The following is a 14,566-nucleotide window of genomic DNA, read 5'->3' as shown; positions in this document are numbered from 1 at the left end:
ATGCAAGCGCCAGAGAAATGCAGCGCAGGCGGGATAGATGCTGACAGATGCCTGCCGGGCCGTCTAGGACGGCCGTACCGGGGAGTTCTCTGCCAGGGAGGATCGACTAATACAGGTGGAATTCAGGCTTCGACTGCATCCAGCAGGGCCCACGGCTTGTAGCCTGCGCCGCGCGCTGCCTTCTCTGCTTCGAGGATCGCCTCGGTGCGGCTCAGCGAACGCGAACGATACTCGAAACGAAACGCGGGCCCACTTTCTGCCCGCACGCTGAGGACAATCAGATAGCCCCGCATGGGGTTACTGGCTTCTCGAGTGGTTTTCACTTTCTTCGGAGCCACGCCCAGCGCTTCGCGCATCTGCCGCTCGAGATCTTCGACTTGGTTCATTCAGGGTTTTCCGGATAGAGGGACTTGAAGTTTAACCGAGCGGATCAACGTCCTACAGAATCATCTATCGGGATGACCGACTTTTCTGACACCGTTCAACTTGCGCAACGCAATTTCCATGGGTTCGATGCGTAAGAGGAAAGCAGCGCCTTATGGTCTGGCCCGTACTGAGTGGGCACAGACATAAGGGCGGTCTGCGGCGCAATAATCATTGCGGTAGCCACTGGCTGGAAACACGAGTCAACGCACAACATGCAGATAATGCAAATGCCGCTCGTACTGATCCAGGATGTCGGCAATCACGTCGTCCCGGCTCCAGCCCATGATGTCGTAATCCTGGCCACCCTCGCGCAGGTGCACCTCGGCGCGGAAGTACTTGCGGGCCTCGCCGCCATCGCTGTCGTCGAGCATCACGAAGCTCGGGCTGGTAAAGGCTCGCGGGCGAACCTCATAGCGGAAGTGCGCCTCACCTGAAGGTGAGAGATCGAGGCTGACACGGCCATCATCCAACTCCACTACGGTGACATCTTGACCCTGCTTGCGCAGTTCTGCCGCCACTTCCTCGCAGGCCGGGCGGACCACTTCGCTGATGAAGCGGGTGACATGGGAGCGACGTGGCTTCATGGCGATGCTGCGCAGACGGCGCTGCCAGCCGCCTTCGTGATGGGGTGCATGGCGCGGTGCAGGCAAAGCCTGGTTGCGCAGGCCGCGTCGCGTGGCGTCCAGATTCAGCGCGCGGAACAATCCCCAGATCGATGCCAGCAGGATGACAGAGAACGGGAGCGCGCTGGCGATGGTCGCCGTCTGCAAAGCTTTGAGGCCGTTGGCCAACAGCAGCGCCACGGCGACCACACCGATGCTCACCGACCAGAAAATACGTTGCCACAGCGGTGAATGCGAATGGCCCGAGGAGGCCAGCATATCCACCACCAGTGCGCCGGAGTCGGCGGATGTCACGAAGAACACTATCACCATCAGCACCGCCACCAGGGAAATCACCCCCGACAGCGGGAAGTGCTCCAGGAAGGCGAAGAGAGCCAGCGAGCTATCCTGGTCGACGACGGTCGCTAGGTCACGCACGCCTTCATTGAGGATCATGTGGATGGCGGAATCGCCGAACACCGTCATCCACAGCAGGGTGAAGCCGGCCGGAACGAAGAGCACGCCGCAGACGAATTCGCGGATTGTCCTGCCGCGCGAGATGCGCGCGATGAACAGGCCCACGAAAGGCGACCAGGAGAGCCACCAGCCCCAGTAGAGCAAGGTCCAGCCACCAATCCAGTCGGTCGGCTGATAGGCGTAGAGGTTGAAGGTCTTGTTGACGATGTCCGACAGGTAGGCGCCAGTGTTCTGCACGTAGGTCTGCAGCAGGAAGACGGTCGGCCCGAGCAGCAGCACGAAGAGCATGAGGATCACGGCCAGCGCCAGGTTCAGCTCGGAGAGGATGCGGATGCCCTTGTCCAGGCCGCTGGCGACCGAGAGCGTGGCCAGGCCACAGGTAACCGTGATGAGGATGATTTGCACGGTGGAGTTCACCGGCAGGCCGAACAGGTGGTGGAAACCACTGTTGATCTGTAACACCCCGTAGCCTAGCGACGTGGCGACGCCGAACACGGTGCCAATGATGGCGAAGACGTCCACGGCGTGGCCGATAGGCCCATAGATGCGCTCACCAATCAACGGGTAGAGCGCCGAACGCAGGGTCAGCGGCAACCCCTTGCGGAAGCTGAAGTACGCCAGGATCAGGCCGACGATGGCGTATATCGCCCAGGCGTGCAGCCCCCAGTGAAAGAAGGTGATCTTCATCGCCTCGCGCGCGGCAGCAACGGTACCCGCCTCACCCACCGGCGGGCTGGTGAAGTGCATGACCGGCTCGGCGACACCGAAGAACATCAGGCCGATGCCCATGCCGGCGGAAAACAGCATGGCGAACCAGCTGCTGCTGCGGTACTCCGGCTCGCTGTGGTCGGGGCCGAGCTTGATATCGCCATAGCGGCTGATCGCGAGGAACACCACGCTGATCAGAATCAGCGCCACGGCGAGGATGTAGAACCAGCTGGCGTTGACAACTATCCATTGCTGGACCCTCTCGAACTGCGCCTGGGCCTGCTCCTGGAAGGCCACGGCGTAGAGCACCAGAATGAAGATCAGGACGGCACTGGTATAGAAAACCGGCGGATTGAGGGTACTGCGGGGGCGGGAAGAAGTCTCCATCGAATGTTATCTCCTGTAACGCATCGACCGGCGCCAGTGACGGGCGCAGGTGTCGCCTAGGGTAACCGGATTTCGCCCAAGGCATGTCCGATGGATCGCTCGCGCCCCTGCGGCGGCGGCGTTGTGACCCGCAGGTTTCAGGCACTCAGGGAGCGCCCAGGAACCACCGATAGTAGGGGTTGTCGCCATCCTCCAGAGCCACCTGCCTAGCATCGCGCGCCCAGGCCTCGCGGTCGCCTCGGTAGGCGTGCAGACTGAGGTCGTAGAACTGTCGCAGCCTCCGCCAGCCATCGTTGACCGATGCCCGGACCGATGGCAGGGCGTTCTCAAGCGGGGGCGCCGTGCGCAGGGCGAGCAGGGTCGGCAGCACGCGGGCAATCTCCTTCGGACGAACCCAGGGCGCGTATTCGATGCGCGGGTGATCGTCCGTCACCGGCAGCGCATCGCCGGCGTAACGCTCCAGTCCCGCCCGGTCGGTGACCCAGGTGGCCAGCAGCGCTTCGACCGAATCGACTCCCACCTCCCCCAGCGCGGCGGCAACTTCCGGTTGTTCGAAGCGCTGGCGGATGGTCGTCACGTCCAGGTGCAGCGGCTGCGGCGAGCCCACCAGCAGCATCTCGTGGAACTCGGTAGTCCACAGCGTCGCGTAGGGGAAGACGTCGATGAAGCTGCGCACCAGCGAGCGGCTTTCCTCGTCGTTCTGCGTCGGCAGCGGCAGCCACTGGGCGACCACCCCGCCCTCCTCCAGGCGTGCAGCGGCCAACTGGTAGAAGTCGCGGGAATACAGGTTGACCACCCCGGCGGCTGAGGGAGGCGGCGGCTCCAGGGTGATCATGTCGTAACGCTCGGCGCTGCGCAGCAGCTCGCGGCGACCATCGCGCAGGCGGATGTCCAGGCGCGGATCGTGGATGGCGTCGAAGTTACCCTTGAAGCTCGGCGCCGCGGCCAGCACTTCGGGCAGCAACTCGGCCACCACCGGATGCTGCAGGTCACGGTAGCGCAGCATGGCGCCGGCAGTGATGCCGGTGCCGAAACCGATCACCAGCGCAGAGCGCGGCTCGCCATTGTGAATCAGCAGCGGCAGCAGCGCCTGGAGGCGCATGTAGCGCAGCGACGGCATGGCATCGCCGGTGTTGGAGACACCCTGGATGTAAAGGCGGTTGAAGCGGTTGTCGCCCCTGCCCTGCTCGATGACCGCCACGGTGCCGCCGCGGCCTTCGGCATAGAAGCCGATCCGCCCATTGCGTGCCCCCGGCATCAGCTCGGCCAGGTGCCGCGGCGGCGTCAGGGCGCCGATTGCCACGGCAAGCACCGCCACGGCGACGACGCCAATGCGCAGCCTCCTGCTCATACCTTCGCCGCGCCAGACGGCCAGCAGGCCGATGGCGGCGGCCAGCGTCCCGAGCACCGCCAGCGTGCGCACCAGCCCCAGCCCAGGGACGAGAATGAAGCCGGTCAGGATGACCCCGACGATGCCGCCCAGGGTGTTGAGCGCCACCACGACGCCAACATCGCGGCCCACATGGTTTCGATCAACCGACAGCCGGAGGGCGATGGGGAAAGCGGCGCCCAGCAGGGTCGTCGGCAGGAACACCACACACAACGCCGCTACCGCGAAGCGCGCGCACATCCCCGCCAGCTCGCTGCCGCCGACTTGCATCACCAGCCATTCGACTCGGGTCTGCAGGCCGATCAGCCAAGTTCCGAGACCTGCGATCTGCGCAATGGCCAGCAGCCCCGCCGCGGCGATGAGCAGACCGAACAGGCCCCAGGGATCACGGATGCGGTCGGCGCGCCGGGCATACAGGGCGCTGCCCAGTACCAGCCCGCAGAGGTAGGTGGCCAGGACCACGGCGAAAGCGAAGGTGCGAGTGCTCATGAACTGGACGATGGATTGCGTCCAGACCACCTCGTACCCCAGCGCAACCCCACCGGCAACGCAGTAAAGCGCTATGGCCAGGCGTGCCGCGCTGCTGCGCGGGCCGGCTGCCGGTGCATCCTGCGTCTGGGTCCGTGCCGCCTGCTGGCGAATCAGCAATGCCCCGCCAGCAGCGAACAGGTTGAACACACCCGCCGCACAGGCGCTGCCCAGCACACCCAGCCAGGGCAACAGCACGAAGGCAGCCAGCAGTGTGCCGGCGATCGCGCCTGCGGTGTTGGCCGCATACAGGCCACCGCCGGCGCGGCCCATCTGGCCTTCGGCGGGTTCCAGCGCGCGCACCAGCACCGGTAGCGTGCCGCCCATGAAGAACGCCGGCACGCCGACCAGAACGAACGGCAACGCCCAGGCCAGGGCGCCGAAGGCGTCTTCCAGGAAAGCAAAGGCGCTGGCGGCATTGACCAGCGCGACGGTGGCGGCTACGGCCAGCACCGCCACCAGGAACTCGAGACCGGCGTACAGCCGCAGTGGTCGCTCCAGGTGATCCGCGAGACGGCCGAAAGCCAACCCGCCCAGGGCCAGCCCGGCGAAGAAGGCACTGATTGCGGTGGTGACGGCATACACCTCCACCCCCACCACCAGGGAGAGCTGCTTGACCCACAACACCTGAAAGATCAACGCCGACCCGCCCGAAGCGAACAGCAGCAGTGCCGGCACCCAGGCTGCGAGTCCTGGCTGCGAGCGCAACTGGGTCGGTTTGACGCGACGGGTGTTCATCGGGGACGAGCTGACCGCTGAGGGCATCGAAACAACCTTGTCTGACAGTAAAGCCCCCGCGACAGCCAGGCTGTCGCGGGGGACGGGAAAGGCGCCTCGTTACAGGCGCCCCGGCTACCACTCACTACTTGGCGCCCTGCTTCATCTTCGCTTCGATCTTCGCATCCACATCCTTGCGGATCTGGTCGATGCTGAAGCTGGCCGGGCGTTGGCTCGGCGGATAATCGACAAAGGTCTGCAGGAAGGCCGCCGCCTTGCGTGTGCCCTGGAACAGCAGGTAGTCGTTCTTGGTCAGCCAGTCGTAGTACTGATCGGAGACCACGTCCGCCCGCTCGTAGGGGTCCATGCGCAGGTTGAACAGCTTGGGTACGCGCAGGCAGGTGAAGGGCTCGCTCCAGACCTGCAGGCCGCCAGGGGCGCGCTGCTCGCACCAGACGATCTTCCAGTTGTCGAAGCGCATGCCCACCAGCTCGGCCTCGTCGTTGAAGTAGTAGAACTCCTTGCGCGCGCTCTTGTCGGTCTTGCCGGTCAGGTAATCGAGCTGGTTGTAGCCGTCCAGGTGCACCTTGTAGCTCTTGCCACCTACGTCGGCACCCTTGAGCAGACGCTCCTTGATGTCGGTGTCGCCAATCGCAGCCAGCAGGGTTGGGAACCAGTCCAGCCCGGAGAACATCTGCGTGGAGACGCTGCCCGGCTTGATGTGGTTCGGCCAGCGGATCATCGCCGGCACCCGGTAGGCGCCCTCCCAGTTGGAGTTCTTCTCGTTACGGAACGGGGTGGTTGCCGCATCCGGCCAGGACCACTGGTTCGGCCCGTTATCGGTGGTGTAGACGACGATGGTGTTGTCGGCGATCTTCAGGTCATCCACCGCCTTGAGCAGCTTGCCGACGTCGCCGTCGTGCTCGAGCATGCCGTCGGCGTAGTCGTTGCCCGGCATGCCGCTCTGCCCCTGCATGGACTCGCGGACGTGGGTGAAGGCGTGCATGCGAGTGGTGTTCATCCAGACGAAGAACGGCTTGTCCGCCTTCACCTGTTTGTCCATGAAGTTGATCGCGGCCTGGGTGGTATCGTCGTCGATGGTTTCCATGCGTTTGCTGGTCAGGGCGCCGGTGTCCTCGATCTTGCCATCGGCGGTGGAGTGGATCACCCCGCGCGGTGAGGCAGCCTTGACGAAGTCCGGGTCATCCTTGGGCCAGTAAGGGCGCTCGGGCTCTTCCTCGGCGTTGAGGTGATACAGGTTGCCGAAGAACTCGTCGAAGCCATGCTTGGTCGGCAGGTACTCGTCCTTGTCGCCCAGGTGGTTCTTGCCGAATTGGCCGGTGGCGTAACCGTGAGCCTTGAGCGCCTGGGCAATAGTGACATCGCGGTCCTGCAGGCCAACCGGAACGCCCGGCATACCCACCTTCGAAAGGCCGGTGCGCAGGATCGACTGGCCGGTAATGAAGGTGGAGCGGCCTGCGGTGCAGCTGTTCTCCGCGTAATAGTCGGTGAACATCATGCCTTCCTTGGCGATGCGGTCGATGTTCGGCGTCTGGTAGCCGACCACGCCGAAGGCGTAGGCACTGATGTTGGTCTGGCCGATATCGTCGCCGAATATCACCAGGATGTTCGGCTTGTCCGCCGCACTGGCAACCGAGCATCCCATTATCGCCGTCGCCGCCAGGGCGAACCGCGATATCCATCTTCCCGTGCGCTTCATTGGTATTTCTCCATTCCAGTTACTGGTCGTTTGCCACGACTGCGTTCACTGGAGATGCCGACTACCTGGCTGGAAATCCCCGTGTCCCTGCGGTTTTGCTTGCTGGCTTGCTATTGGTCGAACGGATAGATCCGCTTCCACTCCCTTGCCATGTCCACTACTACCCAGTCCTTGCTCTTGGCCATGTCGAGCGCATTGTCCAGGCGCCCGACCTTGCTCTGCCGATCGTAGGCCCACTCGCGTTTTTCATCGGTATGGTGCACCAGGCCGGCAAAGCGCAGCCCTTTGCCCGCGGTGGTCCATTGCAGCATCTGCAGGTCGCCGTCGGAGTTGCCGAAGGCCAGGATCGGCCGACGGCCAATGATGCTGTCGATGCTCTCCGGCTTGCCGGGGCCGTCGTCGTTGTGCAGCAGCTTGGGCAGGCGCTGGATGGAAAGCTGACCGTCTCGATCCTCGAAGCGACTGCCCAGCGTGGTGCCGATCACCTGTTCGGGCGGAATGCCGTAGACCTCTTCGGCGAAGGCGCGCATGAATGCCACCTCGCCGCCGGAAACGATGTAGGTCTTGAAGCCATTGGCACGCAGGTAACCCAGCAGCTCCAGCATCGGCTGGAACACCATCTCGGTGTAGGGCTTGTGGCTGCGCGGATGCCGGGCGCTGGCCAGCCAGCGGCGGGCATTGGCAATGAACTCCTCGGTGCTGACGCCCGCATGGGTGGCGGCGACTATCTCCAGGATGCCCTGCATGCCGCTGTCGGCCAGGGCCTTGTGGTCCCCCTCGAGCACTGCCTTGAACGGCTGTTTCTCTTTCCATTCCGGGTGTTGCGGCGCCTGCCGTTTCACTTCGTCCAGGGCGAAGAGCACCTGGAAATACATCGGCTGCTCGCTCCACAGCGTGCCGTCATTGTCGAACACGGCGATGCGCTCGGCCGGCGGCACGAAGTCCTTGCCGCCCTGCTGGGTCACCGCTTCGACAAAGGCGACGATGGCCTCTCGCGAGGGGCCGTCGTTCCATGCCGGCAATGCGTCTGCCGCGCGGACCAGGAGCGGCATGCCCAGGAGCAGCAGGAGCATCCAGCGGGCCAGCGGTTGAGCGAGTGTCGAATGCATGTCACATCCTTGGATCACGGATTCAAAGGTTTGAGGGCATGGGCCGGCAAGCTCGTCGGCTCGCTCGTGCCCAGCTCCCGGCGGATGTCCGGCAATGCCTGGATCAGTTGCCCCGGCTCCGCGCCGGGCTGCGCGCCCGGGCGCCCATAACGGCCCCTGAGAAACGCTAGCAAAGGATTGACGGATTTGACGGAGCGTTCAGGAATCGCTGCACTCATTTCACGACAACCGTTCGTCCGACGAAGCCACAGATACAGCGCCCCCACCTGTGGCGGGTCGCCATCGAGCTGCTGGCGGACCTGTCGCCAAGCGTATGCAGGCGACTCCCACCAGGCCTGGCGGCGGCGTTCGACAGCGCCCAGCACGGCTACCCGCAACGGTCCACCCCAGGTGCGCAGCACATAGGCAAACGCCGCCAGTAGCATCAGCGCGACGGCCAATGCCAGCCAGTGGCTGGCGATACGCACCTGCGCCCGGCGGCCCAGTTCGCGCAGATCGTCACTGATCGAGAAAGGCGCTTCATAGACAGCCGACCCGTTGGCCGACAGCTTCAATGCGGGGGCGGAGGCCGAATGTTCTTCGCCGCTGTCCGCCGACCACCAGGGCAACTCGATGGCAGGAAGCTGGAAGTCGCCGGCGCGGGTGACCACATAGGTCACCGCGTCCATTCGTTCGCCGCCCAGCACTCCGCCACGCCCATCGCTCAGGGGCTGCACGGTCGGTGCTTGCAGGTAGCGGCGCAGGCCATCGACGTCGGTGAATGCCGGTGCGGGAATCAGCATCGCCTGTGCGCCCTCGGCGCGGACGTGCACCTTGCGCGTCACGCTGTCGCCCACACGCAGCGGTTCATGGGACTTCGTGAGTTCCTGGCTGATGGTCACCCGGCTCGCCACCAGGCGCTGCGCCGATTCGCTACCTGCGCCGGCGGGCTGGCGTGCCGTGAAGTGCAGCGCCTGGCTGTGCACCTGCACCGGACCACTGCCCTGCCCCGGCTGCACCTGAATATCCAGCGGCGGGATAGCGAAAGCGCGCGCCGACTGTGGAGTGATCTGGTAATGGAAGCGCAGACCAAAGAAGGTCTTGCCGCCGATCTTCTCGGTGAGGTGCGTGGCCTCGCTGGCCGGCTCGGAGACCACTGCGTCGACCAGTTTGAGCGGCGGCAATTGCGGCGGCTGGCTGAACCAGGTGTCCACCAGCAGGTCGAGCTGCAGGTTGAGCGTGCCGCCCACCATCACCGAATCCCCCGGCAGCAGCTGGGCGCGAACCTTTACCTCGGGTTCTGCGCCGAAGCCGAGCAACGGCAGGCACAGCAGCAGGATTGCCAACACGCGCGTCATGAGCCCGCCCCCGCCGCCGCGTCCTGCAGCATGAACTTGCGGCGCAGGAACTGTGCCGGCGAGGTGCTCAGGTTGTTCAGCCACTGCTCGTCCGACTCGGCCGCGCCTTTCTTGAGCACCACGTTCTTGCCCTTGTCAGCCGTATTGTCGAAAACCTCCTGGTCGGGCTTCTCGTCGGGTGGCCCGGCCTCCTGCTGGTCCTCACGGTCCTTCTGCAAGGCAAGCGCCAATGCCAGGTTCGCCGTGGCCTGCGGGAACTCCGGCTGCCGCGCCAGCGCTTGGCGATAAGCACCGACGGCCTGGTCGAACTTCGACAGGCGCACGTAGGTGTTGCCCAGGTAGAAGTACGCCTGCGCCGTGTCCAGCCGGGCGAAGCTGGCCAGCGCCAGCGGGTAGTCCGCCGCATGGTAAGCGGCCAGGCCTTTCCAGAAAGGATCACGGAACCGCGCCGCCGCCTGCGGGTAGTGCCCGTGCTCGAACGCCCAGCGCCCCTGCTGATCGGCAGTGAAGAAGGCATCGGCGAGCACGCCGGCGCGCGCCGGCTGCGGCAGTCCGCCCAGACTCGCGGCGAACAGCAGCGCGCTCAGCCAGTGCACCTTCCAGCCCTTGCGTACACTCAACAGCACGAGCAGCAGCAAGGGCCAGCACAACCAGTAGCCGGCGTCCTTCCAGTGCAGTTGCCGCTCATCACCCTGGGCAGCCCGGAAATGCTGCTGGGCGTGCAGTTCGATCCAGTCCAGGTCGTCGTCGTTGAGGGTCAGGCTGCCCAGCGGTGCGTCCGCGGCGTCCGCCAGGCCCTTCAGTCCTTCAGCGTCGAAAGTGCCGAGCAAGGGACGGCCCGCGGAGTCCTGCTGGCCACCGGCGAGCAGGCCGCCATCCTGGCTGCCGACTGCCAGCACCAACACCTGCAGATCGCTCCCGCGCAGCGCCTTGTCGATGGCGTCGAACTGTTGCTTGTCGGCGCCATCGGTCAGCAACACCAGCGTGCCCGGCGACTGCTCGGCGGCCAGCAGTTGCACGGCCTTCTCGATGGCGCCCAGCGCATCCTTGCCTTCGCTCTGGATCAGGCCGGGCGAAAGCGCCTGCAGGAAACTATCGAGCAGCGCCGCGTCCTGAGTCGCGGGCAGCACCAGGTGCGCGCTGCCGGCATAGGCGATCAGCGCCGTGGGGCTGCCCGGCCGGCGGGCGATCAGATCGTGCAGCTTGTGCTTGGCCGCCTCGATGCGCGAGGGCGGAACATCGTTGGCGGCCATCGACGGCGACAGATCCAGCGCCAGGATCAGCGGCGCGCGGTTCTCCAGGAAAGCCGGGCGATCTTGCTCCCAGGTTGGCCCGGAAGCGGCCACGCCGCCGATCGCCAGCAAGGCGCCCAGCAGTTGCACCGGGCGCACGCGGTGCTGGTCGGCCGGGGTGATCACCAGATGCAGCAGCAGGTGCGGCGCAATGATCCCGTCAAGGCGCCGCGCGAGGTCGTGGCGGCGGCTCCACAGCAGCGGCAGCAGGATGCCCGGCAGCAGAAGCAGCAGCCATACCGGGCGGAGGAAATGGAAGGCGCTGAGATCGATATCCATCAGCCCTCCGTTTCCTGGCCGACCTGCGCCGCACGCGGAACGGCCAGCCGCCCGGCAATGGCCGCCAGCACATGCGCCACCAGCAGCAACAGCAAGGCAGCGCCCAGCGGCAGCCAGAACAGGTCGCGCTTGGGTTGGTGGCTGAGGGTTTTCACCTGGTGCGGGGTGATCTGGTCCAGCGTCGCGTAGACTTCCTGCAACGCCTCGCGGTCGCCCGCGCGGAAGAACCGTCCGCCGGTGGTATGGGCGATATCGCGCAGGGTCTGCAGGTCCACCTTCGACTCGCCGCTGGCCTCGGGGTCGCCGATGCCGATGGTGTGCGCCACCACACCGCGCTCATGGGCCATGGCCGCGGCGTGGCTCGGCGTGATGGCACTGCCGGTGTCGTTGCCGTCGGTGAGCAGGATCAGCACCTTCTGCTGTTCCGGCGCGTTTTCCAGCAGTTTGAGGGTCAGGCCGATGGCGTCGCCCAGGGCGGTGTTGGGCCCGGCCATGCCTATGCCCACTTCGTCCAGCAGCATCAGCAGGCTGACGTGGTCCTGGGTCGGCGGCGATTGCGCGAAAGTGCCGGTGCCGAAGACGATCAAGCCGATGCGGTCATCCTTGCGCTGGCCGATGAAGTCGCGCACCACGCCCTTGACGATGCTCAGACGATCCACGCGATTGCCTGTGGCATCTCGGTAGTCGCTGGTTTCCATGGATTGCGAGATGTCGATGGCCAGCATCAGGTCGCGGATCGGCTGCACGCGCTGGATGGGCTTCTCCACCAGCACCGGGCGCGCACAGGCGAGCAGCACCAGTGCCCAGACCAGCAGGTTGAGCGGCAACTGCCAGCGCCCGCCAGCGGCGCCGCCACGGCTCGGCTCCTGGCCCGCCGCGTGGCTCATGGCGGCGAAGAACGGCACCCGCAGGGCGCTGCGCGACTCGCGGTAGGCCGGCAGGTAGCGCCAGGCGAGCCAGGGTAAGAGCAGCAGGAGTAGCAACCAGGGGTAGTCAAGCTGCCACATGGTGCACCTCGATCCATTGCCGGCAGGTCGACAGGAGGGATTGCACCTCCTGCTCGTCCATATTCGCAACCCTGGAGTCAGGTGCGTATGCCAGCAGCGTCAGTTGCCGCTGCAGATCGGCCGGCAGCGCCGTCGGGCTGCGTGCCAGCAGAAAGGCCTGCCAGTCGACGCCACCCAGAGGCGCCGAAGCCGCACCATCGGGCATCGACAGCGCGACACGCTTGACCAGAATCGGCAACTGGCGCAGCGCGGCCAATCGATGGGACGGCTCTCTGATGGCCGCACCGAGTTCATCGAGCAGGGCCAGCGCCTCGCGCCGGTAGCGATCACGCTGCCATTTCCGGTAACGCGAGAACCCCCAGGCTGCCAGGATCAGCAGCAGCACGATGGTGAGCCAGACCCAGGCCCAGGTCTGCGGCCAGTAGCTGACCAGCGGAGCCGGCGGCGCCAGCTCTTGGAGTTGATCGATGCTGGGGACGCTCATCGCGCCAGGCGCCCGAGTTCGCCGCGCAACTGCTCCAGGGCGTCGCGGCCGCTGCTGAACATCATCAGCGGCACCTGGCTGCGGCGCAGCAGCGTCGCGACATCCTTGAGCCGCCCGGAAAGAAACTCACCCAGCGGCCGGTGCACCTGGCGCCGGCCCACCTCCAGTTCGACCTGCAGCTCGCCCTGGGTAACCGTCACCCGTCCCTTATCAGGCAGCTTGATGGCGATGGGATCGAAGACCTGCAGGGCCAGCACATCGTTGTGCGCGCTCAATTGCCGCAGCAGTTGCAGCGTCTGCTCAGTGACACCGGCGAAGTCGCTGATGATCACCACCAGGCTGTCGTGGCCGGCCACGCCCAGAGACTGACGCAGTACGCGGTCCAGCTGCCCCGGTGAGTCCTCGTCACTGCGCGTGGCATGCAGCGCATGATTGTGCCGGACGATGGACGCGCACAGCGCCTCCACCCTCGACCGGCTGCGCAGGGGGCGGATGTACTCGATGTTGCGGTCGCCGAACACCAGGCCGCCGACTCGGTCGCCGGCCTGCAGCGCCATCCAGCCGCCCAGCGCGGCCAGCTCGGCGGCGAGCACCGACTTGAAGCTGCGCCGGGAGCCGAAATACATGCTCATGCGCTGGTCCACCAGCAGCAGGGTCGGCCGGTCGCGCTCCTCGGTGTAGCTGCGCACGAAGGGCTTGCCGTAGCGCAGCGAGGCACGCCAATCCAGGTGGCGCAGGTCGTCGCCGGGGTTGTACTGGCGCAACTCGTCGAAGCTCAGCCCACGCCCGCGCAGGCGCGCCGCATGGCTGCCAGAAAGGATGCTGGAAAGCGGTTGCCGCGACAGAAAGCTCAGCCCGCGCACGCGATGCTCCAGCAGCATCAGCTGCGGCAGCGAGGCATAGACAAAACCATCGGCAACCGGCTGCGATTCGGCCATGGAAACCCTCCTCAGGCCGGGATCGCCACTTTGTCGAGCAGACGGTCGATCACCTGATCGGCCGCCACGCCATCGGCAACGGCGTCATAGGACAGCAGCAGGCGATGGCGCAACACCGGGTGCACCACGGCACGCACGTCATCGGGAGTGACGTAGTCGTTGCCCGCCATCCAGGCGTGGGCGCGCGACACACGGTCCAGGCTGATACCGCCGCGCGGGCTGGCGCCGACCTTCAGCCAGCGCGCCAGGTCGGCGTCGTAGTCGGCGGGACGCCGCGTGGCATTGATCAAGTCGATGAGGTAGCGGTCGATGGCCTCTGACACATACACGTCGCCGACTTCCTTGCGGGCGGCGAACACGGCTTCCTGCGCGAGCGGCGTGATGGCCTCGGGCGCCGCGCCGGCCTGCTGGCTGCGCTCCTCGGCGCGCACCAGCTGCAATACGCGGGATTCGTCCTCGACCCGTGGATAGTCGATCAGCAGTTTCATCAGGAAGCGGTCCATCTGCGCCTCGGGCAGCGGGTAGGTGCCCTCCTGCTCAATGGGGTTCTGCGTCGCCAGCACCATGAACAGCCCCGGCATGCGGTGGGTCTGCCCGGCCACGGTGATCTGGCGCTCCTCCATGGCTTCGAGCAACGCCGCCTGGACCTTGGCCGGCGCGCGGTTGATCTCGTCGGCGAGGATGACGTTGCCGAACAGCGGCCCCGGCTGGAATTTCAGCTGGTTGCCCTGCTCCGTCTGCTGGAGGATTTCCGCCCCGGTGATGTCAGAGGGCAACAGGTCGGGAGTGAACTGCACGCGGCTCATCCGCGCATCGAGATATCTGGACAGCGCCTTGACGGTGCGGGTCTTGGCCAGGCCGGGGAGACTTTCCAGAAGCACATGACCATTGGCCAGGAGCCCCAGCAGGATATGCCGGACGGTTTCTTCCTGACCCAGTACCTGCGCCGATACGGCGGCTTCCAGACTTGCAATCTGCTCACGCGTGGACACGGTCTGTTCCTTGTTCCGTCGATTCGGATTCCTTGCCGATGGCGTGCCAGAGCTGCTCTCCCGACACACTGCCGTGCCACCGCTTGCGGAGTAACTGTAGCAACTGTGAAACGCCGCGCCATGGTGGCACCTGTCGTGAAATGAGCAGGCGCGCGTAACGGAGGCCTACCCAA

General features: G+C 65.6%; 11 protein-coding genes. All 11 read right to left on the bottom strand.

Going from position 1 to position 14,566, the window contains the following annotated elements; all coding sequences use genetic code 11:
- Positions 1 to 122: 122 nt before the first annotated feature.
- Positions 123 to 386, bottom strand: a complete 264-nt coding sequence (locus tag IB274_RS06320; RefSeq protein WP_225614705.1) for a hypothetical protein — start codon at positions 384 to 386, stop codon at positions 123 to 125.
- 240 nt (positions 387 to 626) lie between these two features.
- Positions 627 to 2,600 carry a BCCT family transporter gene (locus tag IB274_RS06315; protein ID WP_192431170.1) on the bottom strand — a complete coding sequence of 658 codons (1,974 nt, stop codon included), beginning with the start codon at positions 2,598 to 2,600 and terminating at the stop codon, positions 627 to 629.
- Positions 2,601 to 2,745: 145 nt separating this feature from the next.
- A complete protein-coding gene (locus IB274_RS06310) occupies positions 2,746 to 5,256 on the bottom strand; it encodes a fused MFS/spermidine synthase (protein WP_225614704.1) in 2,511 nt (836 codons plus the stop codon).
- Between the two features lie 124 nt (positions 5,257 to 5,380).
- The gene (locus tag IB274_RS06305; RefSeq protein WP_192431168.1) at positions 5,381 to 6,955 is read right to left on the bottom strand and encodes an arylsulfatase; all 1,575 of its coding nucleotides are present in this window, start codon (positions 6,953 to 6,955) and stop codon (positions 5,381 to 5,383) included.
- Between the two features lie 110 nt (positions 6,956 to 7,065).
- On the bottom strand, positions 7,066 to 8,064 hold the full coding sequence (locus tag IB274_RS06300) for an HAD family hydrolase (RefSeq protein WP_192431167.1): 999 nt from the start codon (positions 8,062 to 8,064) through the stop codon (positions 7,066 to 7,068).
- Between the two features lie 14 nt (positions 8,065 to 8,078).
- A complete protein-coding gene (locus IB274_RS06295; RefSeq protein WP_318652859.1) occupies positions 8,079 to 9,392 on the bottom strand; it encodes a hypothetical protein in 1,314 nt (437 codons plus the stop codon).
- Positions 9,393 to 9,397: 5 nt separating this feature from the next.
- The gene (locus tag IB274_RS06290) at positions 9,398 to 10,972 is read right to left on the bottom strand and encodes a VWA domain-containing protein (protein WP_192431165.1); all 1,575 of its coding nucleotides are present in this window, start codon (positions 10,970 to 10,972) and stop codon (positions 9,398 to 9,400) included.
- On the bottom strand, positions 10,972 to 11,979 hold the full coding sequence (locus IB274_RS06285) for a VWA domain-containing protein (protein ID WP_192431164.1): 1,008 nt from the start codon (positions 11,977 to 11,979) through the stop codon (positions 10,972 to 10,974). Before IB274_RS06285 ends, IB274_RS06290 begins: the two co-directional genes overlap by 1 nt.
- Positions 11,966 to 12,463: a DUF4381 domain-containing protein gene (locus tag IB274_RS06280; RefSeq protein WP_192431163.1), complete on the bottom strand. Its 498-nt coding sequence runs from the start codon at positions 12,461 to 12,463 to the stop codon at positions 11,966 to 11,968. The genes IB274_RS06285 and IB274_RS06280 overlap by 14 nt, the downstream gene beginning before the upstream one ends.
- Entirely contained in the window at positions 12,460 to 13,401 is a 942-nt protein-coding gene (locus IB274_RS06275; RefSeq protein WP_192431162.1) for a DUF58 domain-containing protein, read from the bottom strand. Before IB274_RS06275 ends, IB274_RS06280 begins: the two co-directional genes overlap by 4 nt.
- Positions 13,402 to 13,412: 11 nt before the next feature.
- Positions 13,413 to 14,393 carry an AAA family ATPase gene (locus IB274_RS06270; RefSeq protein WP_192431161.1) on the bottom strand — a complete coding sequence of 327 codons (981 nt, stop codon included), beginning with the start codon at positions 14,391 to 14,393 and terminating at the stop codon, positions 13,413 to 13,415.
- Positions 14,394 to 14,566 lie beyond the last annotated feature (173 nt).

The sequence above is a fragment of the Pseudomonas sp. PDM18 genome (genome assembly GCF_014852585.1).
Lineage (GTDB): Bacteria > Pseudomonadota > Gammaproteobacteria > Pseudomonadales > Pseudomonadaceae > Pseudomonas.
The sequence above is the reverse complement of the archived record's forward strand: the minus strand, read 5'-3'. Positions and strand labels throughout refer to the sequence as shown.

Excerpts from the sequence above, each read along its gene's own strand:
- IB274_RS06310 (WP_225614704.1), bottom strand. The coding sequence starts at position 5,256 with ATGAACACCCGTCGCGTCAAACCGACCCAGTTGCGCTCGCAGCCAGGA.
- IB274_RS06285 (WP_192431164.1), bottom strand. The coding sequence starts at position 11,979 with ATGTGGCAGCTTGACTACCCCTGGTTGCTACTCCTGCTGCTCTTACCC.
- IB274_RS06320 (WP_225614705.1), bottom strand. The coding sequence starts at position 386 with ATGAACCAAGTCGAAGATCTCGAGCGGCAGATGCGCGAAGCGCTGGGC.
- IB274_RS06280 (WP_192431163.1), bottom strand. The coding sequence starts at position 12,463 with ATGAGCGTCCCCAGCATCGATCAACTCCAAGAGCTGGCGCCGCCGGCT.
- IB274_RS06275 (WP_192431162.1), bottom strand. The coding sequence starts at position 13,401 with ATGGCCGAATCGCAGCCGGTTGCCGATGGTTTTGTCTATGCCTCGCTG.
- IB274_RS06290 (WP_192431165.1), bottom strand. The coding sequence starts at position 10,972 with ATGGATATCGATCTCAGCGCCTTCCATTTCCTCCGCCCGGTATGGCTG.
- IB274_RS06315 (WP_192431170.1), bottom strand. The coding sequence starts at position 2,600 with ATGGAGACTTCTTCCCGCCCCCGCAGTACCCTCAATCCGCCGGTTTTC.
- IB274_RS06300 (WP_192431167.1), bottom strand. The coding sequence starts at position 8,064 with ATGCATTCGACACTCGCTCAACCGCTGGCCCGCTGGATGCTCCTGCTG.
- IB274_RS06305 (WP_192431168.1), bottom strand. The coding sequence starts at position 6,955 with ATGAAGCGCACGGGAAGATGGATATCGCGGTTCGCCCTGGCGGCGACG.